Annotated in this window: 23 protein-coding genes; 12 read left to right on the forward strand and 11 right to left on the reverse strand. The window is 60.3% G+C overall.

All coding sequences use genetic code 11. The features are described from left to right. The first annotated feature begins 1 nt into the window (after position 1). Both Q1A44_RS08295 and Q1A44_RS08300 read left to right on the forward strand, forming a co-directional pair. The gene (locus tag Q1A44_RS08295; protein WP_299622655.1) at positions 2–2,011 is read left to right on the forward strand and encodes an acetate--CoA ligase family protein; all 2,010 of its coding nucleotides are present in this window, start codon (positions 2–4) and stop codon (positions 2,009–2,011) included. 3 nt (positions 2,012–2,014) lie between these two features. Then, entirely contained in the window at positions 2,015–2,794 is a 780-nt protein-coding gene (locus Q1A44_RS08300) for a carnitinyl-CoA dehydratase (protein WP_299622658.1), read from the forward strand. 38 nt (positions 2,795–2,832) lie between these two features. Here the strand turns inward: Q1A44_RS08300 and Q1A44_RS08305 are convergent, their stop codons facing one another. Continuing rightward, a complete protein-coding gene (locus Q1A44_RS08305) occupies positions 2,833–4,098 on the reverse strand; it encodes a cytochrome c peroxidase (protein ID WP_299622661.1) in 1,266 nt (421 codons plus the stop codon). A gap of 51 nt (positions 4,099–4,149) precedes the next feature. Here Q1A44_RS08305 and Q1A44_RS08310 point away from each other — a divergent pair, with 51 nt between their 5' ends. Further along, positions 4,150–4,620, forward strand: a complete 471-nt coding sequence (locus tag Q1A44_RS08310; protein ID WP_299622664.1) for a tetratricopeptide repeat protein — start codon at positions 4,150–4,152, stop codon at positions 4,618–4,620. 126 nt (positions 4,621–4,746) lie between these two features. On the opposite strand, the gene Q1A44_RS08315 is transcribed toward Q1A44_RS08310, so the two are convergent. From Q1A44_RS08315 to Q1A44_RS08345, 7 genes are all read right to left on the reverse strand, one after another. Next, positions 4,747–5,292, reverse strand: coding sequence for a hypothetical protein (locus tag Q1A44_RS08315; protein ID WP_299622667.1), 546 nt, complete (start codon positions 5,290–5,292; stop codon positions 4,747–4,749). 160 nt (positions 5,293–5,452) lie between these two features. After that, positions 5,453–6,511, reverse strand: coding sequence for a TRAP transporter substrate-binding protein DctP (dctP, locus tag Q1A44_RS08320; RefSeq protein ID WP_299622670.1), 1,059 nt, complete (start codon positions 6,509–6,511; stop codon positions 5,453–5,455). 36 nt (positions 6,512–6,547) lie between these two features. Beyond that, positions 6,548–8,020 (reverse strand): TRAP transporter large permease, encoded by a 1,473-nt coding sequence (locus Q1A44_RS08325; protein ID WP_299622673.1) that lies wholly within the window; start codon positions 8,018–8,020, stop codon positions 6,548–6,550. Further along, the gene (locus Q1A44_RS08330; RefSeq protein ID WP_299622677.1) at positions 8,021–8,605 is read right to left on the reverse strand and encodes a TRAP transporter small permease subunit; all 585 of its coding nucleotides are present in this window, start codon (positions 8,603–8,605) and stop codon (positions 8,021–8,023) included. A gap of 131 nt (positions 8,606–8,736) precedes the next feature. After that, entirely contained in the window at positions 8,737–9,255 is a 519-nt protein-coding gene (locus Q1A44_RS08335; RefSeq protein ID WP_366942596.1) for a flavin reductase family protein, read from the reverse strand. Continuing rightward, on the reverse strand, positions 9,252–10,142 hold the full coding sequence (locus Q1A44_RS08340; RefSeq protein ID WP_299622680.1) for an aldo/keto reductase family oxidoreductase: 891 nt from the start codon (positions 10,140–10,142) through the stop codon (positions 9,252–9,254). The genes Q1A44_RS08335 and Q1A44_RS08340 overlap by 4 nt, the downstream gene beginning before the upstream one ends. Beyond that, entirely contained in the window at positions 10,142–11,296 is a 1,155-nt protein-coding gene (locus Q1A44_RS08345) for an LLM class flavin-dependent oxidoreductase (protein WP_299622683.1), read from the reverse strand. Before Q1A44_RS08345 ends, Q1A44_RS08340 begins: the two co-directional genes overlap by 1 nt. Positions 11,297–11,397: 101 nt before the next feature. On the opposite strand from Q1A44_RS08345, the gene Q1A44_RS08350 reads away from it, so the two are divergent. The 3 genes from Q1A44_RS08350 to Q1A44_RS08360 all read left to right on the forward strand — a co-directional run bounded on the left by Q1A44_RS08350 (position 11,398) and on the right by Q1A44_RS08360 (position 13,625). Next, complete coding sequence (locus tag Q1A44_RS08350; RefSeq protein ID WP_299622686.1) at positions 11,398–12,108, forward strand: GntR family transcriptional regulator; 711 nt, start codon at positions 11,398–11,400, stop codon at positions 12,106–12,108. Between the two features lie 12 nt (positions 12,109–12,120). Beyond that, positions 12,121–13,227, forward strand: a complete 1,107-nt coding sequence (locus tag Q1A44_RS08355; RefSeq protein WP_299622690.1) for a Gfo/Idh/MocA family oxidoreductase — start codon at positions 12,121–12,123, stop codon at positions 13,225–13,227. 68 nt (positions 13,228–13,295) lie between these two features. After that, positions 13,296–13,625: a hypothetical protein gene (locus tag Q1A44_RS08360; RefSeq protein WP_299622693.1), complete on the forward strand. Its 330-nt coding sequence runs from the start codon at positions 13,296–13,298 to the stop codon at positions 13,623–13,625. Between the two features lie 21 nt (positions 13,626–13,646). Here the strand turns inward: Q1A44_RS08360 and Q1A44_RS08365 are convergent, their stop codons facing one another. Both Q1A44_RS08365 and Q1A44_RS08370 read right to left on the reverse strand, forming a co-directional pair. Then, the gene (locus tag Q1A44_RS08365) at positions 13,647–14,969 is read right to left on the reverse strand and encodes a GH1 family beta-glucosidase (protein WP_299622696.1); all 1,323 of its coding nucleotides are present in this window, start codon (positions 14,967–14,969) and stop codon (positions 13,647–13,649) included. After that, on the reverse strand, positions 14,969–16,000 hold the full coding sequence (locus tag Q1A44_RS08370) for a substrate-binding domain-containing protein (protein ID WP_299622699.1): 1,032 nt from the start codon (positions 15,998–16,000) through the stop codon (positions 14,969–14,971). The genes Q1A44_RS08365 and Q1A44_RS08370 overlap by 1 nt, the downstream gene beginning before the upstream one ends. A 245-nt stretch (positions 16,001–16,245) precedes the next feature. Here Q1A44_RS08370 and Q1A44_RS08375 point away from each other — a divergent pair, with 245 nt between their 5' ends. The 5 genes from Q1A44_RS08375 to ugpC all read left to right on the forward strand — a co-directional run bounded on the left by Q1A44_RS08375 (position 16,246) and on the right by ugpC (position 23,046). Beyond that, the gene (locus Q1A44_RS08375; protein ID WP_299622701.1) at positions 16,246–17,604 is read left to right on the forward strand and encodes an ABC transporter substrate-binding protein; all 1,359 of its coding nucleotides are present in this window, start codon (positions 16,246–16,248) and stop codon (positions 17,602–17,604) included. A 160-nt stretch (positions 17,605–17,764) separates the two neighbouring features. Then, positions 17,765–19,000 (forward strand): carbohydrate ABC transporter permease, encoded by a 1,236-nt coding sequence (locus Q1A44_RS08380; RefSeq protein WP_299622704.1) that lies wholly within the window; start codon positions 17,765–17,767, stop codon positions 18,998–19,000. A 27-nt stretch (positions 19,001–19,027) separates the two neighbouring features. Further along, on the forward strand, positions 19,028–20,227 hold the full coding sequence (locus Q1A44_RS08385; RefSeq protein ID WP_299622707.1) for a carbohydrate ABC transporter permease: 1,200 nt from the start codon (positions 19,028–19,030) through the stop codon (positions 20,225–20,227). 26 nt (positions 20,228–20,253) lie between these two features. Further along, positions 20,254–21,906, forward strand: a complete 1,653-nt coding sequence (locus tag Q1A44_RS08390) for an alpha-amylase family glycosyl hydrolase (protein ID WP_299622710.1) — start codon at positions 20,254–20,256, stop codon at positions 21,904–21,906. Between the two features lie 48 nt (positions 21,907–21,954). Then, positions 21,955–23,046, forward strand: a complete 1,092-nt coding sequence (gene ugpC / locus Q1A44_RS08395; protein ID WP_299622713.1) for a sn-glycerol-3-phosphate ABC transporter ATP-binding protein UgpC — start codon at positions 21,955–21,957, stop codon at positions 23,044–23,046. 83 nt (positions 23,047–23,129) lie between these two features. On the opposite strand, the gene Q1A44_RS08400 is transcribed toward ugpC, so the two are convergent. Next, positions 23,130–24,332, reverse strand: coding sequence for an ROK family transcriptional regulator (locus Q1A44_RS08400; RefSeq protein ID WP_299622716.1), 1,203 nt, complete (start codon positions 24,330–24,332; stop codon positions 23,130–23,132). Between the two features lie 148 nt (positions 24,333–24,480). Here Q1A44_RS08400 and Q1A44_RS08405 point away from each other — a divergent pair, with 148 nt between their 5' ends. Further along, on the forward strand, positions 24,481–25,500 hold the full coding sequence (locus Q1A44_RS08405) for a sugar ABC transporter substrate-binding protein (protein WP_299622719.1): 1,020 nt from the start codon (positions 24,481–24,483) through the stop codon (positions 25,498–25,500).

Below are 25,500 nucleotides of genomic sequence, written 5' to 3' on the forward strand. Positions count from 1 at the left end.
GATGCGCGACCTGAGCCGGTTGATACGCCCGCGTTCTGTCGCGGTGATCGGCGGCGGCGCGTGGTGTGCCGAAGTGGTACGCCAATCCGAGCGGATGGGCTTTGCCGGGTCGATCTGGCCGGTTCACCCCAAGGCAAAAAGCGTCGCGGGCCGCCCAGCTTTTGCGTCGCTAGACGCCCTGCCCGCAGCGCCAGATGCGACGTTTATCGGCGTGAACCGGCGCGCCACCGTCCAGATTACAGGCCAGTTGGCGGCCATGGGTGCAGGCGGCGCTGTGTGCTTTGCCTCGGGCTTTGCCGAAGCGCATGCGGAAGACGAGGAGGGCACGGCCCTACAAGCACAATTGATTGCCGCCGCGGGTGATATGCCGATCCTCGGCCCAAATTGCTATGGGTTCATCAATGCGCTGGATGGGGCGCTCTTGTGGCCGGACCAGCATGGATGTACCCGCGTTGACCGCGGTGTCGCCATTCTCACCCAAAGCTCCAACATTGCCATCAACCTGACCATGCAGCAACGCGCGCTGCCCATCGCCTATACGGTGACCTGTGGCAACATGGCCCAGACCGCACAGGCCGAGATCGCGAGCGCGCTGTTGGACGATCCGCGTGTCACAGCACTGGGTCTGCATGTCGAAGGATTTGGCAACATTCGCGCCTGGGAGGCACTGGCGGCCAAGGCCTATGCACAGGGCGTTCCGATTGTGGCGTTGAAAGTTGGCGCGTCAGATCAGGCACAGGCCGCGACGATCTCGCATACTGCATCCTTGGCGGGCAGTGATGCGGGCGCGGCGGCCCTGTTGAAGCGTCTGGGCATTGCCCGCGTGGCCGGTTTGCCCGAGCTGTTGGAGACCCTCAAACTGCTGCATTGCAACGGGCCGCTTGGTGGTCGAAACGTTGCCTCAATCAGTTGTTCGGGGGGTGAAGCGAGCCTGATCGCGGATATGGCGTTGGGCAGCGGATTGCGTTTTCCCGCCTTGACCACATTGCAGAAAACCACGTTACGCACCGCACTTGGGCCCATGGTGGCGCTAAGTAACCCATTGGATTATCATACCTATATCTGGCGCGACGGTGATGCCATGGCCCGCGCCTGGGCCGGTATGACAGGCGCAGAGATCGACATGACATTCTCCATTGTCGACTACCCGACGACCGACCCCGCCGATTGGATTTGCGCAACCGACGCGGCGCTAAAGGTGCGAGCCGATACCGGCGCGCCTTTTGCCATGGTCGCTTCCTTGCCCGAATTGATGCCCCCGGATGTGGCGCAGAGGTTGATAGACAACGGCGTCGTCCCGTTCATGGGCCTGCGAGAAGCGTTGGCCGCGACCCGGGCCGCAGGCGATATCAGACCGCCCTCCGCCATGCCGATATCTTTGCCCGGCGATCAACCGGCCACAACCAGCTTGACGGAAGCAGAGGCAAAAGAAGCGCTAGCAGAATATGGGGTGCCAGTGCCGCACTCCTATTGCGGGCCGGTCAACACGCTGATTTCTCGTGTAAAATCACTGTGCCCACCCTTCGCCGTGAAAGGCGTGGGTCTCGCGCACAAATCGGAACACGGTGCTGTGCGCCTGGGCGTTTTAACATCCGGGTTGGTCGAGGTTGCCCGGGACATCGGCACGGACAACATATTGGTCGAAGAGATGGTCCCTGACGCCGTCGCCGAATTGCTGGTCGGCGTAACGCGCGATCCGGCCCATGGATTTGTGTTGACGCTTGGGGCGGGCGGCGTGCTGACCGAGGTACTGCGCGATACGATTTCGCTTTTGCTGCCCGTCACCGCGAACGACATCAAAAACGCCTTGGGCACCTTGAACTGCGCTCCTTTACTGGACGGGTACCGGGGCAAACCCGCCGCGCATTTACCTGCGATCACCGATGCAGTTCTGGCAGTACAGGCTTACGTTCTTGCGCATCAGGACAGCGTCAGCGAAGTTGAAATCAATCCGTTGATGTGCACGCCCGACCGCGCCGTGGCCGTCGACGCCCTTATCAGAAAGGCCTGAGAGATGAGCCCGATCAAAACCCACCGCGAGGGTGCCATCCTGCAAGTCACGCTGGACCGGCCCAAGGCCAATGCCATCGACCTGGCCACCAGCCGGATCATGGGGGACGTGTTTCAGGACTTTCGCGACGATCCCGATCTGCGCGTGGCCATTGTAACCGGCGGAGGAGACAAGTTTTTTTGCCCAGGCTGGGACCTCAAGGCGGCGGCGGACGGCGACGCCGTGGATGGTGATTACGGCGTCGGCGGCTTTGGTGGATTGCAGGAAATGCGGGCCATGAACAAACCTGTCATTGCCGCTGTGAATGGCATTGCCTGCGGTGGCGGGCTGGAGCTTGCCCTGTCCGCCGACATCATTCTGGCGGCAGATCACGCCAGTTTTGCCCTGCCCGAAATACGCTCGGGGACGGTTGCGGATGCGGCCTCTGTCAAGCTGCCCAAACGGATTCCCTATCACATCGCGATGGAGCTTTTGCTGACCGGCCGATGGTTTGACGTGGAGGAGGCGCATCGCTGGGGGCTGGTCAATGAAATCGTGCCACAAGACCAGTTGAAGGACCGCGCCTGGGAGCTTGCGCGCCTGCTCGCCTCTGGCCCGCCGCTGGTTTACGCGGCGATCAAAGAGATCGTCCGGGACGCCGAGGACTCCAAGTTTCAGGACGCGATGAACCGGATTACCAAGAGCCAACTGGGGGCCGTCGAAACGCTCTATCGGTCAGAAGATCAGCTGGAAGGCGCGCGTGCATTTGCCGAGAAACGGGACCCAGTGTGGAAAGGGAAATGACGTTTTCTCTTCCCTAAAAACTGTTGAATGACAGTGTCTTAGTCTATTTTCTCCTGACTGACATCAACGGGCAAACCGCTTGGCACTGCGGCTGGAATTCCCAAGCGCCCGTCAACTGACGCAGTGCCTGTCAGCGCCTTGAGGAAGGCGACAACCGCCTCTTGATTACCGCTCGACATGGCACGCGGTTTAATCGAGATGGCGGCACGCTGACGGGCCAGTTCGCGCGGGTCCTGCCACACCATAAAGTCGATTTGTTCAAGCCACGGTACCTCGGGCAACGCCGCCATATCAGGTGTCCAGGCATCCAATTTTCCCTGGGGGTTCAGATGGTGTTTCACGATCCCTGCCAGGGTCGGGTAAGCCCCGTTGTGACCATAGGGTGCCGTCAGTTCCACATTGCGCAGCATGGGCGTTCGGAAGGCATAGGCATCGGCCAGATCATCGCTTTCGCCCATATGGCCCACGTCGCGGACCATGGGGTCAAAGCGACGGGTGCGCCCCGGGCCGAAAGGTGGCAGGCCGATCGCGTGAAAACCTTGATCCGACATCAGCGGACCGGCATGGCATGTAGCACAGCCACCAGACCCGTAAAACACTGACATTCCTTGCTTTTCCCGCCGAGAAAGAGCGTCGGTATCCCCGGCCAGATAGGCATCAAACGGGCTGTCGAAACTGGTCCATTCAAAGATCATGAAGGCGCTGAGCGCGTTGGCGATATCGGCGATGGTGATGTCGGTCGCTTTGGTGATGTGGGGGAAGGCGCCTGCGAACCCTTCGGCATAGGCGGGGATGTGGCGAACCCGGTCAGTGAGGATCGGCCAAGCGTAATCAATGCGTTTGTGAACCGCGCCCGCGACCTCGTTTTCCTTGGGGTTTCCGGCCATCTCAAACTGCGCCACGAGAGGAAAAATTGCCTGTGCAGCCAATAGGTTAGCGAGGCCCTCGGGCAACCACTCCTCTGCTGGGGAGTTAAAGCCGTTCTCGTAAGTATCTGCCACGCTGAGCCGCCCATCGTGGAACATAACGGTGAGGTCTTTAGCACCGAGGTTCCACAGCGCGGGCGCATTGCGCGGGATGCGTTTGCGGATGCGATCCTCGCCCGTACCAGCGGTGCGTTTGGGGCCAAGGCCCACGCCTCCTTCACCGATGCCGAGACTTAGCCCGTCGGCGGTGCCGAGGTCGGGGTGGTGGCAGGTCGAACAGGCGATGTTCTTGTTGCCCGACAGGATCGGATCATAGAACAAAAGCTGGCCCAGTTTGGCTTGCGCCGGGTCGGCTTGGATGAAATCATCCGCAGTCAAAGGACGCGGCAGATCATCCGCCCAGGCGGGTGCAGCACAGAGGAATAGCGCATGAAAAAGATAGCGATAACCCTTGTTTTTATGGCCTTTCCAGCGTTCGCCGAAATTGAGGCTGGCCGCGATTTTATGGAGGCCGGCGACTATAAGGCCGCCTATGACGCGCTGTGGCCCGCGGCCCGGTCGGGCAATGCAGATGCCGAGGAACTCATTGGCGTCATGTACGCCTTGGGCCTTGGGGTCGAGCGGGACGACGAGCGTGCCTTCGAGTGGTATTTGCGATCCTCGATGAAAGGGCATCCGGGCGCGCAAAGCGGGGTTGGCTGGTATTATGAGGTCGGGCGCGGCATGCCTGCCCCGGACCTTGTGCGCGCCTATATGTGGTACACGCTGAGCGCGATTGGCGGCGACCCGGATGCAGCGATTTCGCTGGAAGAGGTGGTCAAGAAAATGACGCAGGAAGAGATCAATCGGGCGCATGTTCTGGTCGCTGACTACAAGGTGTGGATGTATCCGTTCCGGTGAGTTTGGCAGGGGTTTGAGGGCTTGGGAAGGGGGCTGACAGGCCCATCAGAAAATAGTCCCGACGCCATATGCAAGCCAGTTCTTACGATCTGTCGTGCGTTCCTATCATCGACCTAGACAGCCAGATCAGTCAAAATAGATCAGCCGTACAGCAGCACCGGGGTCATCAAAGAATGGAAACGTCTTTGTCGCAGAAATGAAAACGGTCCGGTCCAAGTCCTGACTTCGCCAAGCCTGAACAACACTTTTGGACAGCCCCTGCCCGTTTTCTGCATTCGTAGTTGCCACGTATTGCCGAACCCATGGCTGGGCGAGGTCAAACGCCTGTTGCGGGGTCAGGTCTTCGACCCCAACCAGACAAACCCGTTCGCTGCGATTGCCCAACACAACAAGGACATCACCCTCTGAGTTCTGCATAACTGCAAACCGGGGCATCCTGTTTATACCTGCAAACTGACCTTCTGTCGTTTCTTTAAACCCGGCGGCACGAAGCGCTACCGCTGTTTTTTCAAGCTTTGGGAAGTTCTTGCCGCAGATCGTTACGGCTTTCTGCGCCTGAGCAAATGCGCGCGCGCTGGCAGGTGTTGCGCTGATCTGCTTGGGATCGACGGGTGTGTCGCAGCCGGCCAAGATCAGGGCTAATACCATAAATATCGATTTACGTTTTAACATCATTTTTCTGAAACTTTCGGAAACCCTGTTTGAACCGCGAGCCTATCTTTCAAAGCAAAGCATTCAACCCCAACATGTGTCATTGCGCACGAAAAAGCCGCCCCCATAGCAGGAGCGGCCTAGTTTAGCGCAGGGTGCGCCTTCCTGGCGCACCTCTCGCTTAGTTCAGGTCAGCCGCGCGGGCGGCGTTTACGTCCGCTTCGGCTGCTTCGACGGCCGAGACCAGCGCGTCAAAGATTTCGGGGCCGCGGGCCACGTTGTCTTTGAACCAGTCATAGACCGGTGTGGACGCTTCGGCGAAGGCGGCTTTTTGTGCTGGTGTGGGCACGTAAAGGTCACCACCACCGGCCACGAACTCTTCGTAAGCGGCGATGGATTTGCGCTTGGGCGACGCGAATGTCGCCTGTTGCAGCGCATAGAAGCCGTCAACCACGACACGACGCATGTCTTCGGGCATCGCCATGAAGTTGTTGTTCGACATCCACCACAGCGCGCCCATATAGGCGTGGCCGTCCAGCGTGACGTATTGCAGGCCCGCATCGGGGAATTTCATGCCCATGATGTCGGTGATGCCGTTCTTGGAGCCTTCGACAACACCGGTCTGGAACGAGGTGAACAGCTCGGGCCATGGGATCGGTGTCGGGGACGCGCCCAGCGCCTTGACCAGTTCCTGCGGCAGGTCGGCCACAACGGTCCGGATCTTCAGCCCTTCCATGTCGCCGGGCTCTGCCACGCGCCGCTTGGTGTTGGCAAAGTTGCGCCAGCCGCCGGTGTTGCCGATGGTCATCAGGCGGATGCTGTCGCCGCTGTCTTCCAGCGCCATATCGCGCATGGTGCGGGTGAAGTCGCCCGACAGCACGTGTTCGGCAATGCGGTCATCGGCCATCAGGTAAGGCAGATCGAGAACCTGCACATAAGGGAAGATGCCAGAAGCGCCACCCGAGGTGGAGATATAGACGTCGATGCTGCCATCGGCCACGCCTTGCAGGCATTCCGCACCGTTGGAGCAGAGCTGTGTCCCGATGAAAAGCTCCACGGCGATGGCACCGTTGGAAGCCGCCTCGACATAGTTCTTGAACACCACCAGACCGTCATAGTCTTCATCATTGGTGTTGGAGTTGGCGGTGGCGCGGATTGTGTATTCCTGCGCCTGTGCCATGACGGCGGAACCGGCGACAAGCGCCGCCGCCGTAAGGGTTTTCAGGGTCGTTTTGAGCATGTGGATAGATCCTCCCGTTTGAAACTCAATCTTATCTTAGTTGGCAAACCCCGTCAGGCGGGGAATGGTCATGGAAATGGCCGGAATGTAGGTGATCAGGAAAATCACTGCGATTTCGACCGCAAGAAAAGGCAGGATGGCCTTGGCGATGGTTTCGACCTTTTCCTTGCTCACCGCCGCCGCCACGAACAGGACCAGACCCATGGGCGGCGTTGCCAGCCCCACGGTCAGGTTCACACTCATGATGATGGCGAAATGGATGCTGTCGACGCCCAGATCGGTAAAGATCGGGGCAAGGATCGGCCCGAGGATGATGATCGCCGGCCCTGCGTCGAGGAACATGCCGACGATGAACAATAGCAGGTTGATCAGGAACAACAGGATCAGCGGATTTTCCGACAGCGTCAGGATGTAATCGGCCAGGATTTGCGGTGCGTAGGACAGTGACACAACCGTTTTGAAGGCCATGGCCGCCCCCACCAGCAGCAACACAACGGCCGAAGTCAGCCCCGCCCTGCTGAGGATGTCGGGCAGGTCGCGCAGCGACATGGTGCGCAGCACGAAGAAGGCCACGAACAGGGCGTAGGCTACGGCGACAGCCGCCGCTTCGGTCGGGGTGAACACCCCGCCCAGGATGCCGCCCAGGATCAGCACCGGGGTTTGCAGCGGTACGATGGCCCGTTTGCAGATGGTGCGGAAATCCGAGCTGACCTGCGTCCGCAGGGCCAGCATCAGCGCATGCGCCACGGCGACCGCGCCAAGGAAGGTGACCCATGTCATCAGCCCCGACGTTTCGGGCAGTGGCGCCACGACCCAGATCAGCAAGCCGATGTTCAGCCGGACCAGCGCAAAGCTGACCCATCGTTCCAGCGGGCCCAGTTCAACCCCGTCAAAGACGACCTTTTTGGCGGCGGGCAGATCATATTTGTCGGCTGTGAGCCGGATCATCACCATGAGGCCCACGCCGACCATGATCCCCGGCACGATGCCTGCAAGGAACAACGCCGCAACGCTTTCGCCCATGACATAGGCGTAGATGATCATGATGCCCGAGGGCGGGATGATCGGCCCGATGACCGAGCTTGCCGCGGTGATGGCAGCGGCGTAGCGGCGGGTATAGCCCTCCTTCTCCATCGCGGGGACAAGCATGGAGCCAAGCGCTGACGTGTCGGCCACGGCAGAGCCCGACAAGCCCGCAAAGAGGATCGAGGACAGCACGTTCACCTGCGCCAGACCACCCCGAAGGTGGCCCATCAGCGCTTGGGAGAATTGGACGAGGCGTATGGTGATCCCGCCTTTGTTCATCAGCTCACCGGCCAGCATGAAGAAGGGGATCGCCATCAGTGGGAAGCTGTCCATCCCATTGTAAACGTTACGATATAGAAGGGTGATGTCGCTTTCCTGCCCGTTCATCCAGAGCAGAAGACCAGGTGCGGCCAGAAGGCCAAAGAACACGGGCAGGCCGATCAGGAGAAACAGCAAGAAGAGGGGTAGGAACCATATCAGCATCTATTCACTCCCCGCCGCCATGTCGCCCAGATCAAGGTCGGGCAATTTATCACCGCCGCCCAGCATCGTGACGATGCTGCGCAGGATAAGCTCGATGTTCACCACCAACAGAAGGATCACGCCAACCAGCAGCGACAGCATCATCCAGCTGCGCGGCACCCGGAACCAGCCGTCAAATGTGGGGAGGTAAAGCGAGGCAGTGGCAAAGCGCCCGCCAAAGCCGGTGACTTCCTTGTATCCGATCTGGACCGCGACGATCAGGATCAAAAGCGAGATGAGCAAGAGGACCAGCCCCAGCATCGCCGCCACCCGCTTGGACATAAAGCCAGAGATCATGTCGAGCGCCACAAAGCCGCCACGCCGGAAGGCGGTGGGGGCCATCAGCCCCGTCATCCACATCATGCAAAAGCGCGCAGCCTCATCCGGCCAGGGCAATGCGTTGTTGAAAACATAGCGTGCGACCACCTGAATCAGGATCGCCGCAACCATAAACGCGATGGCTATGATGCCGATGCCGCGCCCAAACCTGAGCACGAATGCGTTCACCGCGCTGATCGGTGCAAGCACCGTCAGTAATAAGCCCATAATGGGCCCTCCCTATGTTCGGTCGCCCGACAGTTTGTCCTGTCGTGGCCCATTTTCCGCTTTCACCCCGCGGGCGGGTCGTTTTGGCCCCTGTTGAGGCGTACCCAAAGGTACGCCTGACGGGCGGGGCCCTAGTCTTGTTTTATGCTTCCAAAGCCACCGCCAAAGAAGGTGAGCGGCGCGCCGGCGCGCATCTGGGTTCGTTGCACCTGACCCACGATGATCACGTGATCACCGGCATCATGTGCCGCCACCCTGCGACATTCGAACCGTGCAAGGCAATGATCAATCAGCGGCACGCCGTCTGCGTTCAACTGGTGGGCCGTATCGTTCAGCGCGTGCGCGTTGCGCGCCACCTGGGTGCACAGGTCTTGTTGTTCCGCCGCCAGCACGTGGATGGCGTAGTGATCCGCCGCCTCGAAATAGGGGAAGCGTCGCGCGGAGCGGTCCACCGACCACAACACAAGCGCCGGGTCCAGCGACACGGACGAAAAGCTGTTGGCCACGATGCTGATCGGGCCATCGGCGCTGGGCGCCGTGATCACCGTGATCCCGGTGGCGAATTTACCGAAGGCGTCGCGCAGTTGGCGCCCGCTGTCAGCGTCGGGGGTAAAAACTGTGGGTTGGTTGGGGTCCTGCATCGTCATCATGCCACCTCGTGTCCAAGGGATGCCTCATAGAGGCGGAACCATGTGGGCCGGTCGAGTGTGACGCGTGTTGCGTCGCTGATCCGCTTGATCCGGTCCAGGTTGTTGGTGCCCATCACGGGCAGGATGCCAGCGGGATGCGCCAGCAAAAACGCCACGGCCACGGCGGCGCGATCGACGCCCGCGCTGGCCGCGATTTCGTCCATTACCACGTGCAGCCGGTCATTGCCCGACATCAGCCCGCCACCGCCCAGCGGCGACCACGCCATCAGGTGGTGCCCGTGCCGCTGGTGAAAGGCCAGATCGCCATTGGTGAAAGGTTCGATCACTCCCAACGACATTTCGATCTGGTTCGTGACCATCGGCGTTTTCATCGCCGATTGCAGCAGTTCAAAGTCATAGGGCCGGAAATTCGACACACCCACGGCCCCCACCTTGCCCGAGGCCACCAGATCATCCAGTGCGCCGCCGGTTTCATGGTGGTCCATGAACGGGTCGGGCCGGTGGATCAGCAGCAGGTCGATATGATCAATCGCCATATCCCGCAGCGAGTTTTCCACCGATTGTTCGATATGGGCGCGGCTGGTGTCATAATATTTGACCGGTGCGTCTGCGTAGCGGCCCACGGGGGCCACGATGTCGCATTTGGTCACGATCTCCATCTTTGACCGCAGGCCGGTATCGGCCTTGAGCGCCTCACCGAGGATCGCCTCGGCGATATAGCCGCCATAGATGTCGGCCTGGTCAAAACTTGTGATCCCCTGGTCGATGCAGGCGTGAATTTTCGCCTGAACATGGGATACCGACGTGTCGGCATCATCGCCCAGCCGCCACATGCCATAGACGATGCGGGACATTTCGAGGGATTTAGATAGTTGGACGCGGTCCATTAGCGGCGCACTCCTGCAGCAAGTGGGGTTGCGGGAGCCGATGCGGGCACCCGGCCATACACATGGGGCAAGGAACAGGTTTTCAAGTGCGGCATGACGCGGGCACCAAAGTGTTTCGCCTCGTCAATGTGCGGGTAGCCGGAGAAGATGAAGGCACGGATGCCCATTTTCTGATACTCTTCGATCTTGGACATGACCTGATCGGTGGAGCCGACAAGCGCCGCACCACAGCCTGACCGCGCCCGGCCCACGCCCGTCCAGAGGTTCGGTTCGACATAGCCGAACTTGTCCGCCAACTCGCGCGCCTTGGCCTGATGGGCCACGCCCAGCGAGGTTGAATCAAGCGCCCGGTCACGGATCAACTGCCCGTATTCGTCATCGAGTTTCGACACGATATAATCGGCATATTCACGCGCTTCGGCTTCGGTATCGCGCACAATCATGTGGACCCGTAGCCCGTAATCCAGCGTGCGGTCGTATTTTTCTGCGACCTTGTGCACATCCTGCATCCGGCCCTTGAGGTTTTCCGTCGGCTCGGGCCACATCAGATAGACGTCGCAATGCTGGCCACACAATTCGAGAGCGGAGGGCGAATAACCTCCGAAATAGAGCAGCGGGCCACCAGTCTGGTAGGGCCGCGCGGGGTCTGTCGTGACCCCTTCGAAATTGTAGACCTCGCCCTTGTAGTTGATCTCGTCCTGCGTCCAGGCCTGTTTCAGGATCTCGACCACCTCGCGGGAGCGTTGATAGCGGAAATTGCTGTCCGCCTTTTCGCCGGGGAAGTCGGAGGAGATGATGTTGACCGTCAGCCGCCCCTCAAGCATGTGGTCGAGCGTCGCAATGGTGCGCGCCAGCATGATCGGCTGCATCTCGCCGCAGCGGACGGCAGCCAGCAGGTTGATCTGCGAGGTGATCGGCGCGCAACCGGCCACAAAAGACAGGGTGTCCTGGCCCACCTGGTAAGAAGACGGGCACAGGATGTTGCGGAACCCCTGCGTCTCAGCCTCGCGTACGATGTTCGAGCAATGCGCCCAGGAGGAGCGCAGATCGCCATCGGGCACGCCAAGAAACTGATAGTCGTCCGAACACAGCGCCGAAAACCACGACACCTCGGCCGCGTCGAGATCGGGAGAGGTGATGGGGACGACGGTCATGGCAGAACTTTCAGATGCTTGAACTTGCCCCTTGCGTAACACTGTCATTGATGTAGATCAATGGTGTATCAATTTTCTTTGCCCCGTGTCCTTGCCGCCTCATGAACAGCCCGCGCCAATCCCCTCAATCGCTGCCGATCTATGTGCAGATCGCCGAGCTGTTGACCCGTGACATTGTTGCGGGCCGGTTGATCGACGGGGAGCGTTTGCCGCCCGAGCGGGACATGGCGACGGAGCTTGGCGTATCGGTGGGCACCCTACGCAAAGCCCTGCGGGATATGACCGAGAAGGGGTTGGTGGAGCGGGTTCAAGGCTCTGGCAACTACATCCGGGCGGGGGGCGACACCGGCACCGTTTATGCGATGTTTCGGCTGGAACTCCTGGCAGGCGGGGGCCTGCCCCGCGCCCAGGTGCTCAGCGTTGATCTGCTGGACAAGCCGGATGATCTACCTGCCTTTGGCACGTCGAACACAGGCACCCGGATCCGCCGTTTACGGTCGCTCAATGACACAATCATGGGCGTGGAAGAGATCTGGCTGGATGCGGATGCGGGTCTGGTGTCTGAGGCGACGATGTCCGAATCGCTATACGCCACCTATCGCAAGGATCTGGGCATCTGGATTCAACGAGCCGAAGACCGGGTGAGCCTGGGGCCAGTGCCCGCGTGGGCGCCGGACGCCTTTCCCCTGCCCCTCGGCCATACGGCAGGGTATATTGAGCGGCTCAGCTGGTCTGACCCGCCTGCCCCGATCGAATTTTCGCGCACGTGGTTTGACCCCACCCGCGCGGTCTATGTGCAACGACTGAAATAAGGAACGCCGCAAATGGCTCAACACATACGCTATGGCATCATCGGGTGCGGGATGATGGGGCAGGAACATATGCGCAATATTGCGCTCTTGCCCGATGCCAGCGTGGCCGCGTTCTTTGAGCCGGATGCGGAGATGGCCGCGCGCGCCCTGGCCATCGCCCCGGCCGCCAAATCGGTGGAGAGCCTGGAGGCCCTGCTGGCCGAGCCAGAGCTGGACTGCCTGCTGATCGTCAGCCCGAACTTTCGCCATGTCGAGCAGATGACGGCGATCCTGGAGGCGCGGCCCCTGCCCCTGCTGGTGGAAAAGCCGCTGTTCACCGATCCGGCGGATGCGGTGCGGCTGGCAACGTTTCGGGATGCATACCCGGCCCCCGTCTGGGTCGCGATGGAATACCGCTATATGCCGGTGATCTCTGAATTCCTGAACCGTGCGGAGGCCGCCACCGGCGGGATCAAGCAATTGTCGATCCGCGAGCACCGCTTTCCCTTTCTTGAAAAGGTGGGCGATTGGAACCGGTTCAATCGCTACACGGGCGGGACGTTTGTCGAAAAATGCTGCCACTTCTTTGATCTGATGCGCCTGACACTGGGGGCCGAGCCGGTGCGCGTCATGGCCTCTGCCGCCCAAGCCGTGAACCATTTGGACGAAGCTTACGGCGGTGAGACGCCCGACATCATCGACAGCGGCTATGTCATTGTGGATTTCGACAGCGGGGCGCGGGCGATGCTGGAACTGTGCATGTTTGCCGAGGGCAGCGCCTATCAGGAAGAGCTGTCAGCCGTGGGCCCCGTGGGCAAGGTCGAAGCCTTTGTCCCCGGTCCGGGACGGTTCTGGCCTGCGCATCTGGGGGCCGCCCCGGTGGCCAAACTGGTGGAAAGCCCCCGCGCGCCGCAAGGGCCGGTGGTGCACGAAATCCCGGTAGATCCGACATTGCTGGACGCCGGCGATCACAACGGATCGACGTTCTATCAGCATCAGAAGTTCGTGGACCTGGTGCGCGGCGCGGCGGCGGCACCGGAGGTGTCGCTGGCCGATGGCTGGGCGGCCGTGGCGATGGGACTGGCCGCGCAGGAAAGCGCACGGACAGGTCAGGCGGTTGATCCACGGCGGTGGATGTGACGGAGGAACGACGGGTTTGAGTCCAAAGCTTCCTTGACCAGCGATGGCATAAGCGATCTCTTCTCCGTATGGACGTATCAGCAATTTTTGAGAAAGACTTTCGCGGTGAAATCAATGGAGCCATTTGGCTTGTTGATACGCCCGAAAATAGAAGCCGGTTCGAAAAAGCATGTGGCCTTGATCCAAACAGCGCTCTATTTTCGATAAACGATTTCAATACCTTGCAATCAGGAGTGGTTGAAAAAGTTTGGAGCATCCACGATCACTACCCTGATTTGGACAGCATTACTTTTATCGGTATCGAACTCAGTGCGTCGACCGCTAAGGAGTTGGAAGACGATTACGTTTTTGAGGAAATCAAGGACGGGTTCATTTGCCGCCCTGCGAATAGCAGCTAGGTCCGCAAAGCTGCATCACCGCTACCGCGCCAGCGCGTCCTTGAACGCGTGCCAGGACGCCTTTGGTGTCCGCTCCAGCGTGTCGAAATCCACGTATACCATGCCGAACCGTTTTTCGTAACCCAGCGCCCATTCGTAATTGTCCAAGAGCGACCAGGCCATGTAGCCTTGGATATTCGCCCCCTTGGCGATGGCGTCGCGGACTGCGCCGAGATGCTGGTTGAAATAGTCGATGCGGGCCGTGTCATTGACCGCGCCCCCCACGATCACGTCCGGGTTCGCCATCCCGTTTTCCGTCACAAAGATCGGCAGATCGCCGGTATACTCTGCGCCCGTCCGCATCAGGAAATCGTGCAGGCCCTGGGGATAGATTTCCCAGCCCATCTGGGTTTTGGGCAGCGGCCCTTCGACCTCGTGATGGTGCGGCCAGGGGCCATTGTCGGGGCCGATCAGCTTGCGGGTATAGTAATTCAAACCCACCCAATCCAGCGGGGCTTGAATCGTGGGGAAATCATCCTGCCAACCGTCGGGGAAGTGATCCCCAAGGTCTCGGACCAGCCGGTCGGGATAGCGGCCATGGAACACGCCCGAGAGGTAGAAGCGGTTGTAATAGTCGTCATAGAGCGCCGCGGCCTCGGCGGCCTCCGGGCTGTCATCGGCGGGGGTGGCCCATTCCATGTTGAAGACGCAGCCAAGGTTTTCCATCCCCAGCCCCCGCATCCGTTGGATCGACGTCCCGTGTGCCAAGAGCACGTGGTGCATCGCGCGGGCGGCCGCGCGGATGTCGCGCAGGCCCGGGGCGTGATGGCCCAGAAAATGCGACAGAAAGGCGACGCACCAAGGCTCGTTGATGGGCGCGACGGAATACATGCGATCCCCGATCCGACCCATCACCGTCTCGGTGAAATCACCAAACCAAGCCGCGATGTCGCGATTGCGCCAGCCCCCTTGATCGGCCAGCGCGCTGGGCAGTTCCCAATGATAGAGCGTGGCGCAGGGTTTCAGCCCGCGTTCCAGCATCGCGTCGGTAAGCCGGTCATAGAAATCGAGGCCCTGCGCGTTCACCGTCCGCCCGTCTGGCATCACTCGCGCCCAACTGGTGGAAAACCGGTAAGCGTCAAAGCCTGCCTCCTTGAGCAGGTCAAGATCGTCGCCAAACCGGTGGTAATGGTCACAGGCTCGTGCACCATCTTCGGCCCGCACCACGTTGCCCGGCGTGGCGGCGAAATCGTCCCACATGGCGCGGCCTGCGCCGCCGAACTGGTGCCCTTCGATCTGGTAGGCGGAGGTCGCTGCCCCAAAGAGGAAACCGGGCGGAAAATCAGAGCGGGTGTATTTCAGCATCAGGTGCCATCCTTGAGCGGGCCGCTGGAGGAGCCAACGACAAATTCGGTTTCCCAGAGCCTCTGGGCCAGCGGCATATCGGGGTTCTGAATGCGGTCGATCAACATCTGGGCCAGTGCCGCGCCTGCCTCGCGGACTGACGATTGCACGGCAGTGAACACAGGTGTGTCGACCCCGATCCGCAGATAGCTGAGACAATCGTCAAAGGTCACAATGCTGGTGTCAGCGCCCACGCGCAGACCGCGTTCTTCGGCGGCGCGGCGCACGCCCAGCGCGGAAATGATCGACGACACCACAAAAGCGGTGGGCGCCGGGTTACGTTCAAGCATGGCGCTGGCGCTGGCGTAACCGTGTCCTTCGGTCATGTCGTTGCTCGACATGCAGGCGGGGTCGAGGGTGAGGCCGTTATTGGCGATGGCCGCCTCGAACCCCATACGGCGACGCATGGCAAAGTCCAGCGCCTCGTCCCCGTTGATCAACGCCAGACGTTTGTGCCCCAGATCAATCAGGTGCTGCGTGGCCATTTCAAAGGCGCGGCGGTTGTTCACGTCCAGCCAGGAGTAATCGACGGTGCTGCCGCTGGCGCGCCCGTGCACCACGAAGGGCAGCCCAAGCTGATCCAGCAGCGGCAGCCGCGCGTCCCGTTGCCGTGGGGCGTGGATGATCACCCCGTCGACCGCGCCCCGTGCCTTGAGACTGCGATAGGCCTCGTCTTCGTCCTGTTCGTCCACGCGGGTCAGCATCATCTCATAGCCATGGGCGGCATAGGTCTCGCCCGCTCCCGCCATGAAGTCGCCAAAGATCGGGTTCACCATCTCACCCGAATCGCGGACCGAGATCACATGACCGATACAGCGCGACCGCCCCATGGCCAGTCCCTGTGCACGGGCATTCGGACTGTAGGAATGTGCCTCGGCGGCCTTGACCACACGCTGGCGTGTAGCCTCGGAAACCTCGGGGTACCCGTTGAGGGCCCGAGACACCGTTGTTTGGCTCAAATTAAGTAGTTTTGAGAGTTCTTTGAGGTTCACGAGGGTCTTTCCAAAGCGCTTGCACAGTCCGCGCGACGCTAACGAAAGCGATGTGGAAGGTCAAAACTTTCGATGGATTGCAAGCCTGATACAAAACTAATAGCGAATTGCGCATGACTTTGTTTGACAGCGGCCAAATTTTAGGCAACGTTCTGCGCATTCCAAAGCGCTTTGATTAAAACCAAGGCGCGAAGGCCGGTTCACAATACCGTTCCGACTTGGACACCTATGGGAGGAAGACCAATATGAAAACGACACTTCTGGCCAGCGCAGCAGCACTGGCTCTTACGGCAGCGACCGCATCGGCAGATGGCCATCTGGCCTTTGCCCCCGGCGAAGGGCCGTTCAGCTGGGACAGCTACAATGCATGGGCCGAAAACGCGCCTGACCTGAGCGGCCAGACCGTCACGGTCTATGGCCCCTGGCTGACGCCCGAGGATGGCTATTTCAACAACGCCATGGCCTATTTCGAAGCCGCCACAGGCGCTGACGTCATTTACACAGGCTCCGATTCGTTCGAACAGCAAATCCTGATCGACGCCGAAGCCGGTTCCGCCCCCAACATCGCTGTGTTCCCACAGCCTGGCCTCGCCGCTGTAATGGCCGCCAAAGGTCAGTTGTACCCGCAGCCCGCGGGCATGGCCGATTGGGTCAAGGACAACTATGCCGCTGGTCAGTCCTGGGTTGATCTGGGCACGTACGCCGATGCCGATGGCAACGACCAGATGTACGGTTTCTTCTACAACGTGAACGTCAAGTCGCTGGTCTGGTACAACCCCGAAAACTTCGAGGATGCAGGCTATGACATCCCCGAGACCATGGAAGAGCTGAAAGCGCTGACAGACCAGATCGTCGCCGATGGCGAAACGCCCTGGTGTATCGGTCTGGGTTCCGGTGCCGCCACAGGTTGGCCTGCGACCGACTGGGTCGAAGACATGATGCTGCGCACGGTTGAGCCATCGGTCTATGACCAGTGGACCACCAACGAGATCCCCTTTGACGACCCACGCGTTGTGGCCGCCATCGAGGAATTCGGCCACTTTGCCCGTGACGACGCCAAGGTGTCGGGTGGTGCAGGTGCCGTTGCATCGACAGACTTCCGCGACAGCCCCAAGGGTCTCTTCTCTTCGCCCCCACAGTGCTACATGCACCGTCAGGCGTCGTTTGTGCCGGCCTTCTTCCCTGAGGATGTAGAGTTTGGTGTCGACACCGGCTTCTTCTACTTCCCCTCCTATGCGTCCAAAGACCTGGGCAACCCGGTTCTGGGTGGCGGTACGCTGATGGCGATCACCAACCCCTCTGATGCGGCCGGTGCTTTGATGGAATACTTCCAACTGCCCATCAGCCACGAAGTCATGATGGCCCAGACCGGTTTCCTGACACCCCATAAGGGCGTGAACACCGAAGCCTACAAGGACGACACGCTGCGCGCGCTGGGTGACGTTCTGCTGGGGGCCACAACCTTCCGCTTTGACGGGTCCGACCTTATGCCCGGTGGCGTCGGTGCCGGCACGTTCTGGACCGGTATGGTCGACTATACCGGTGGCAAGGATGCCGCGGCTGTGGCTGCCGATATCCAGGCCAGCTGGGACGCGTTGAAGTAACTCAACCACTCGCGAAGCTGACCAGTCCGCCCTGTTGCGGGCTGGTCCAACAAGACCGCAAGGTCGCGATACGGCTGGCACACAGCCGCAACAAGATGACCCACACACGGTTTCGGATTGACGACCGCAAGACGGTCAATGGTGGCTAGGGAGGCGACCCATGAACCCCGCATTTCAAGGGCTAATCACGATCATCATCGGCGTCGGTGGTTGCATCGGATATTTCTATCTTTCCAACCAGTTTCTGGACAAGGTTCTGTACCCCGCCAAGGGTCCGAATGCCGGGCGCAACATCAACCGCGCCAATGTTGTCCGTCCCTGGCTGTTCCTGTTTCCCGCCATTTTCGCGCTGGGTCTGTACCTGGCCTATCCGGTGGTCGAGACGCTCCGCCTGTCATTTACCGATCGTGATCTGGACGGCGCTTTTGTGGGCTTTGCCAACTATCAGCAGATGTTTTCCGAGCCCAAGTTCTGGGAAGCCATGCGCAACAACATGCTGTGGCTGATCGTGGTGCCCGCCGCCGCGACCGCCTTTGGCCTTTTGGCCGCCCAGCTGACCGACCGGATCAAATGGGGTGCGGTGGCCAAATCCCTGATCTTCATGCCCATGGCGATTTCCTTTGTCGGGGCCGCCGTAATCTTCAAACTGGTCTATGATGCCCGCCCTGCGGATCAGAACCAGATCGGTATTCTGAACGCCGTCTGGATGCAGTTCGAGGGTGGCTTTGGATCGGTCATCTTCCTGCAGATCCTGCCTGCGATCATCCTTGCGTGCTTTGCTGGGATTGTCGGTTACGTGGGCTGGATTTTCGTCCGTCCCATCGCGGAAAGCCGTGAGAACGGGGGCGGCGCTGGCTTTGTCCCCTTGCGCCTGCTGGTGGCTGTGGCCTCGCTCTACCTCGTTTACCTGTCACTGAATTCCATTGTCGGCGTCTTTACCGGCACCCTGCCTTATGGTGAGCCGCAGACCTGGCTGACCATTCCCTTCTGGAACAGCTTTTTCCTCATGGTCGTTCTGATCTGGATTCAAACCGGCTTTGCCATGGTGATCCTGTCCGCCGCCCTGCGCGGTATTCCAGAGGAAACAATCGAGGCCGCCATCGTGGACGGGGCGAACCCGCTCCAGGTGTTTTTCAAGATCAAGGTGCCGCAGATCATGGGCACCATCGTTGTGGTCTGGACCACCATCACCCTCGTCGTTCTCAAGGTCTTTGACATCGTGTTCGCCATGTCCAACGGACAGTGGGAGACGCAAGTGCTGGCCAATTACATGTACGACAAGATGTTCCGCGCCAGTGAGTGGGGCGTGGGATCGGCATCGGCCATCATCATCATGCTGCTGGTGTCCCCGATCCTCGTCTGGAACGTCTACAACGCCCGCAAGGAGATGAAATAATGGCCCGCGACCAAAAGGAAGCTAATCATGGATAACATTGCTGGTTCCAAATCCTCGCTGGGCTGGGCGGTCAATATCTCGGTTGTGGCCCTGGTGCTGCTGTGGATTTTCCCCACTGTCGGTCTGTTGGTGTCGTCCTTCCGGACCACCGACCAAATCTCCACCTCGGGCTGGTGGGCGGCCCTGTTCCCCTCGGAACAATCCCAACGTTTCCGTGTCGCGGACCCGGATGACAACCGGGTCGAGCGTGACGGGGTTTATGTCGTCGAAGGCAATTTCTTTACCGAAAACGGTGGCGGTGGTGACATCATCAGCTGGGGCACCTCGTCGCGCGATATAGCGGCCTATGCCCCCGGCGAGACCGCCGATATGGGCGACGGCGAAAGCATGAGCGTGGATGCCGAAGGCAACTATGTCTGGTCCGGCAATGACGAGCAGATCAGCGGGCGGGGCCAGCGCGCCTTTGTCACCGCCGTGTCGCCGCCCGAGTTCACCCTGGACAACTATGACAACATCCTCTTTAGCGGGGGCCCCGGTGACAACATGGCCAAGGCGTTTTTCAACACGCTGACGGTCACGATCCCGGCGACGATCATTCCCATCGTAATTGCGGCCTTTGCCGCCTATGCGCTGGCCTGGATGGACTTTCCCGGACGCGCCTTGCTTATCGCCTTTGTGGTGGGCCTGCTGGTGGTGCCACTGCAACTGGCGCTCATTCCACTGCTGTCTCTGCACAATGACTTTGCCAACGTGTTGAACGGGATACTTGGGTTGGAGGGCGCGGATGCGATATCAGGCAAAGGCTATTTCGGGGCGTGGTTTGCCCATATCGGATTTGGCCTGCCCCTCGCGATTTACCTGTTGCGCAACTACATGGTCGGGCTGCCGCGCGACATCATCGAGAACGCCAAGGTCGATGGGGCGACAGACTTTCAGATCTTTACCAAGATCATCCTCCCGCTGTCGTTCCCGGCCCTGGCGTCTTTTGCCATCTTCCAGTTCCTGTGGACATGGAATGACCTGCTGGTGGCCAAAGTGTTCCTGATCGACTCGACTGGGCAAACGACCGTTATGACCGACCAGATCGTGAACCTGCTGGGTACTCGGGGCGGCAATTGGGAAATCCTGGCGACGGCGGCGTTCGTGTCGATTGCGGTGCCGCTGCTCGTCTTCTTCACCATGCAGAAATACCTGGTGCGTGGCCTCTTGGCCGGCTCCGTCAAGTAAACGCGTTCAAACAAGGGCATTCGGCCATGAACCAAATCCTTTCCAAATCCGCCACGGTGGCAGGCGTTGACATCGACTGGTGGCGCGGGGCTGTGATCTATCAGATCTATCCCCGCAGCTTTCAGGACAGCAACGGCAATGGCATCGGCGACCTGCTGGGCATCGTGGGCCGGATGCCGCATATCGCGTCGCTTGGCGTGGATGCGATCTGGATCTCGCCCTTCTTTACCTCGCCGATGAAAGACTTTGGCTATGACGTCAGCAACTATTGCGACGTGGACCCGATGTTCGGCACCCTCAGCGATTTTGACGCGCTGGTGGAGACGGCCCATGGATATGGTATCAAGGTGATGATTGATCTGGTGCTGAGCCATACCAGCGACCAGCATCCGTGGTATCAGACCTCCAAGCAAGATCGCGACAATGACAAGGCCGACTGGTATGTCTGGTCTGACCCCAAGGAAGACGGCACGCCGCCCAACAACTGGCTGTCGATCTTTGGCGGCCCAGCCTGGACTTGGGAGCCCGCTCGCGAGCAGTATTATCTGCACAACTTCCTCGGCAGCCAGCCGGACCTGAACTTTCACAATATGGATGTGCAGGATGCCCTGCTGGATGTGACCCGCTTCTGGCTGGAGCGTGGGGTGGATGGTTTCCGCCTGGACACCATCAACTTCTACTTTGCCGACAAAGAGCTGCGCAGCAATCCGGCGCTGCCCAAGGAAAAACGTAACGCCAATATCGCGCCGTCGGTGAACCCCTATAACCATCAGGAACATATCTATTCCAAGAACCAGCCCGAGAACCTGGAATTTCTGGGCCGATTCCGCGCCCTTCTCGAAGAGTTCCCCGGCACAGCCGCCGTGGGCGAGGTCGGTGATGCGCAGCGGGGTCTGGAACTGCTGGGCCAATACACCAAGGGCAATGAGGGCGTGCAGATGTGCTATGCCTTTGAGTTCCTGTCCAAGGAAACGCCGACAGCGGCCCGCTTTGCCGAGGTCTTTGCCGATCTGGATCGGGTGGCCGCCGAAGGCTGGGCCTGCTGGGCGTTTTCCAACCATGACGTGATGCGCCACGTAACCCGCTGGGACCTGAACCCGGCTGCGGCGCGCGCCTATGCGACGCTGATCATGTGCCTGCGCGGCTCGGTCTGTATCTATCAGGGTGAAGAGCTGGGCCTGGCCGAAGCCGATGTCGCCTTTGAGGACCTGCAAGACCCCTACGGGATCGAGTTCTGGCCCGAATTCAAGGGCCGTGATGGGTGCCGCACGCCGATGGTGTGGGAGCCTTCGAACCGCAATGGCGGCTTTACCACCGGCGATCCGTGGTTGCCCGTCAGTCCCGAACACCTGCACCGCTCTGTCGCGGATCAGGAAAGTGAACCGGGGGCGTTGCTGCACCACTATCGCCGCGCAATCTCGTTCCGGCACAGCCACAAGGCGATCCGGCGGGGCAGCCATGGGGGCGTCTTTGCCTATGGCAATGTGCTGCACTTCACCCGCGAACATGAAGGCCAGGAGATCTTTTGCGCCTTCAACCTGAGCGACATGCCCGTCACCCACGCGCTTCCTGCTGGGGATTGGGTCACGATCGGGGCCGAACTGGGCAGCACCGCGCCCGGACCCGACGGCAATCTGCATCTTGGGCCCTGGCAATGTGCCTTGGCGCTGAAACAATAAACACCAAGCGCCCGGACCTTGCGGGCGCGTCCACGGGAGGGGACGACCATGGCTGATTTGAAACTGACGGATGTGGCCAAGACCTATGGCGGGACCGTCAATGTCTTGAACAACATCAACCTCGACATCGAAAAGGGCGAGTTGATCGTTTTTGTGGGCCCGTCGGGCTGTGGCAAATCCACCTTGCTGCGGATGATTGCGGGACTTGAGAAGATTTCCGACGGCACTTTGGAAATTGACGGCACCGTCGTGAACGATGTGCCCCCCGCTCAGCGCGGCATCGCGATGGTATTTCAGTCCTACGCCCTATATCCGCACATGACCGTGCGGGACAACATGACCTTCGCGTTGAAACTGGCCAAGAAATCCCAGGCCGAGATCGACGCCGCCGTGGAAAAGGCCGCCCGTATCCTTCAGCTTGAACCCTATCTGGACCGCCTGCCCAAAGCCCTGTCGGGCGGTCAGCGCCAGCGGGTCGCCATTGGCCGGTCGATTGTGCGGGACCCCAAGGTCTATCTCTTTGACGAGCCCCTGTCGAACCTCGACGCGGCGTTGCGCGTTGCCACCCGGATCGAGATTGCGCAGCTGAAAGAGTCCATGCCCGACAGCACGATGATCTATGTGACCCACGACCAGGTCGAGGCGATGACGCTGGCCTCGCGGATCGTGGTTCTGGCCAACAAGGGCATCGCCCAGGTGGGCAGCCCCCTTGAGCTTTACGAGCGCCCCGAAAACGAATTTGTGGCCCAGTTCATCGGCTCGCCGTCGATGAACCTGCTGCCCGGCGAGATTGTAGAGACGGGTGCTGTGACCAAGGTCAAGATGGATGCCAGCGGCTATGTGGTTGAATCTGCCGTGCCCACGACCGAGGCCGACAAGGGCCTCAAGGTCAATGTGGGTGTGCGCCCCGAGGACATGACCGTAACCGAAGGCGAAGCCGTCTACGAAGGCGTGGTGGATTTCACCGAAGCCCTGGGCGAGGTCACGATCCTGTATTTCAAAGCCGAGGGCGAGGCCGCGGCGGTGCTGGCCAAGATGCCCGGCATTCACAAGGATCTGCGCGGCAAGACGGTCAAGGTAACGGCCGTGCCCGGCAAGGTACAGCTCTTCTCCAACGGGCAGTCGCTGTACTACCGGTGAGCGCCAGTGGCGGATCAAGATCCGCCTTACGGGGATGAGCGTACCGTTTGTCTCATCCCCGTAAGGCGTACCTGTGGTGCGCCCTAACCGTGGCCCAAAAGGGCTGCGGATCGGTTCAGCAGAACCTGGCTGATAATCGGCCCTGCCGCAGCCCCGATGCCTCGCGCATTGTTGCCCACGCGCCCTTCGATGATTTCTGGTGCGATCACGCCGCGCAGGTCCTGATCTGACAGACGAGTCCGCGTCATCTCCACCAGTCGCGCCCGGCAGGTCGCGGGCATCGCCCCGTCAATCACCACCGCCTCAAAGTCGATGACGGCACAGGACGCCACGCTGGCGATGGCCAGCGCATCCGCCGTCTGTTCCAGCCAGGGCTGCACATAGGCTTCCAGATGCGACCAGTCCTGCGGGGTTTGCCACAGTTGGCGCGGGTCCAACCCATCGGCTTCCAGCCGCACCTCCAGCGCACGGATCGAGGCCAGATCAATCAGTTGCGCCGGTTTGCCCTGCACGTCCGGCACCGGAAGCGGCCCGAAGGCCCCGGCGTTCTTCTGATTTCCCTCAAAGACCGCATGATCCAGCACGATGCCTCCCCCGATGAAGGCCCCGATAAAGAAATAAACATAATCCCGATATTCGCGACCCATCCCGAACACATGCTCGGCCCGACAGGCCGCAGTCGCATCGTTGACCTGATGCACCGGCAGATCGGTGATCCGCGCCGCCTCTGCGCTGAAGTCGATGTCGCGCCAGGCGGCAAATTCGGCCGGCGGGGCACCCACCAGCTCGTGCCAGTTCCACAGCTCGAACGGGGCGGCGATGCCCAGGCCGCACATACGGGATCGCATGTCGATGGAAAGGGCGGACATCAGGTCTTCGTAACCTCGCTCCAGAAAGCCGAAAACAGTGTCGGGCATCGGATAATCATAGGTCTCGCGCAGCTGCATCCGAACCTCGCCCTTGAGGTCGAGCACCAACAGGTCTGCACTGCGCCGCCCGATCTTGAGGCCCATGGAAAACAGCCCATCCGCCTCGATGTCAAAGGGCACCGAAGGCTTGCCCACCTTGCCCTTGACTGGCGCACCCTTGTGCAAGAGGCCGTCCTGTTCCAGCTTGCGCAGAATGACCGAGGTGGTTTGGGGCGACAGCCCGGTACGGCGCGCCAGCTCACCCCCCGGCAAGGCGCCATTGCGCTGCAACACCGACAAGAGGAGCCGTTCGTTATACGCGCGCACACCTGTCTGGTTGATGCCACTCGACAGGCTGCGCACGTGGTCCACGGTCATCACAAACTTCTCCCTGCGGCCATCATGGCGCCTCTTATTAATAAATCAAGTTGATTTATTAATTGACACTGATACAGAATCGCGTTTCCCTAGGGGCAGTTGAACCCGGGCGTATGCGCGGGACAGCCTAATGTCTTGGGAGGACATCATGAAAAAACTGCTATTGGGCTCTGCCCTTGCCTTGTCGTCTGTTGCAGGTACTGCCTATGCTGACGGCCATTCGGTATCAGCCTGCCTGATCACGAAAACCGACACCAACCCCTTCTTTGTGAAGATGAAGGAAGGCGCCACCGCAAAGGCGGAAGAGCTTGGTATTACACTGAAATCCTATGCCGGTAAGGTCGATGGTGACCACGAAACCCAGGTGCAGGCGATCGAGACCTGCATCGCAGACGGGGCCAAGGGCATCCTGCTCACCGCCTCTGACACATCGTCGATCACCACATCGGTGCAGCAAGCACGCGATGCGGGCCTGTTGGTCATCGCGCTCGACACGCCGCTTGAACCCATTGACGCGGCCGATGCCACATTTGCCACTGATAACTTTTTGGCAGGAGAATTGATCGGTAAATGGGCCGCGGGCCAGTTGGGTGACGCCGCCGCAGACGCCAAGATCGCCATGCTCGACCTTGCCATCAGCCAGCCATCTGTCGGCGTATTGCGCGACCAGGGCTTTATGACCGGCTTTGGCATCGACATCAAAGACCCCAACAAATGGGGGGACGAAGACGATCCACGTATCGTCGGCCATGACGTGACTGCGGGCAACGAAGAAGGCGGCCGCCGCGCCATGGAAAACCTGCTGGCCAAGGACCCGTTCATCAACGTGGTCTATACCATCAACGAACCAGCGGCTGCCGGTGCCTATGAGGCGCTGAAATCCATTGGCCGCGAAAACGACGTTCTGATCGTGTCCGTCGATGGCGGTTGCCCCGGCGTGCAAAACGTCGCCGACGGTGTGATCGGTGCCACCAGCCAGCAATATCCGCTGCTGATGGCGTCGCTGGGCGTCGAGGCGATTGCCGCATGGGCCAAGGACGGCACCAAGCCTGAAAACACACCCGGCAAGTCGTTCTTTGACACAGGCGTGTCCCTGGTCACTGACCAGCCGGTTGACGGCGTTGACAGCATCTCGGTCGCCGAAGGCACCGACCGCTGCTGGGGCTAA

Source organism: uncultured Tateyamaria sp. (assembly GCF_947503705.1).
Lineage (GTDB): Bacteria > Pseudomonadota > Alphaproteobacteria > Rhodobacterales > Rhodobacteraceae > Tateyamaria.

Excerpts from the sequence above, each read along its gene's own strand:
- Q1A44_RS08295 (WP_299622655.1), top strand. The coding sequence starts at position 2 with ATGCGCGACCTGAGCCGGTTGATACGCCCGCGTTCTGTCGCGGTGATC.
- Q1A44_RS08300 (WP_299622658.1), top strand. The coding sequence starts at position 2,015 with ATGAGCCCGATCAAAACCCACCGCGAGGGTGCCATCCTGCAAGTCACG.
- Q1A44_RS08310 (WP_299622664.1), top strand. The coding sequence starts at position 4,150 with ATGAAAAAGATAGCGATAACCCTTGTTTTTATGGCCTTTCCAGCGTTC.
- Q1A44_RS08315 (WP_299622667.1), bottom strand. The coding sequence starts at position 5,292 with ATGTTAAAACGTAAATCGATATTTATGGTATTAGCCCTGATCTTGGCC.
- dctP (WP_299622670.1), bottom strand. The coding sequence starts at position 6,511 with ATGCTCAAAACGACCCTGAAAACCCTTACGGCGGCGGCGCTTGTCGCC.
- Q1A44_RS08325 (WP_299622673.1), bottom strand. The coding sequence starts at position 8,020 with ATGCTGATATGGTTCCTACCCCTCTTCTTGCTGTTTCTCCTGATCGGC.
- Q1A44_RS08330 (WP_299622677.1), bottom strand. The coding sequence starts at position 8,605 with ATGGGCTTATTACTGACGGTGCTTGCACCGATCAGCGCGGTGAACGCA.
- Q1A44_RS08335 (WP_366942596.1), bottom strand. The coding sequence starts at position 9,255 with ATGATGACGATGCAGGACCCCAACCAACCCACAGTTTTTACCCCCGAC.
- Q1A44_RS08340 (WP_299622680.1), bottom strand. The coding sequence starts at position 10,142 with ATGGACCGCGTCCAACTATCTAAATCCCTCGAAATGTCCCGCATCGTC.
- Q1A44_RS08345 (WP_299622683.1), bottom strand. The coding sequence starts at position 11,296 with ATGACCGTCGTCCCCATCACCTCTCCCGATCTCGACGCGGCCGAGGTG.
- Q1A44_RS08350 (WP_299622686.1), top strand. The coding sequence starts at position 11,398 with ATGAACAGCCCGCGCCAATCCCCTCAATCGCTGCCGATCTATGTGCAG.
- Q1A44_RS08355 (WP_299622690.1), top strand. The coding sequence starts at position 12,121 with ATGGCTCAACACATACGCTATGGCATCATCGGGTGCGGGATGATGGGG.
- Q1A44_RS08360 (WP_299622693.1), top strand. The coding sequence starts at position 13,296 with ATGGACGTATCAGCAATTTTTGAGAAAGACTTTCGCGGTGAAATCAAT.
- Q1A44_RS08365 (WP_299622696.1), bottom strand. The coding sequence starts at position 14,969 with ATGCTGAAATACACCCGCTCTGATTTTCCGCCCGGTTTCCTCTTTGGG.
- Q1A44_RS08375 (WP_299622701.1), top strand. The coding sequence starts at position 16,246 with ATGAAAACGACACTTCTGGCCAGCGCAGCAGCACTGGCTCTTACGGCA.
- Q1A44_RS08380 (WP_299622704.1), top strand. The coding sequence starts at position 17,765 with ATGAACCCCGCATTTCAAGGGCTAATCACGATCATCATCGGCGTCGGT.
- Q1A44_RS08385 (WP_299622707.1), top strand. The coding sequence starts at position 19,028 with ATGGATAACATTGCTGGTTCCAAATCCTCGCTGGGCTGGGCGGTCAAT.
- Q1A44_RS08390 (WP_299622710.1), top strand. The coding sequence starts at position 20,254 with ATGAACCAAATCCTTTCCAAATCCGCCACGGTGGCAGGCGTTGACATC.
- ugpC (WP_299622713.1), top strand. The coding sequence starts at position 21,955 with ATGGCTGATTTGAAACTGACGGATGTGGCCAAGACCTATGGCGGGACC.
- Q1A44_RS08400 (WP_299622716.1), bottom strand. The coding sequence starts at position 24,332 with ATGACCGTGGACCACGTGCGCAGCCTGTCGAGTGGCATCAACCAGACA.
- Q1A44_RS08405 (WP_299622719.1), top strand. The coding sequence starts at position 24,481 with ATGAAAAAACTGCTATTGGGCTCTGCCCTTGCCTTGTCGTCTGTTGCA.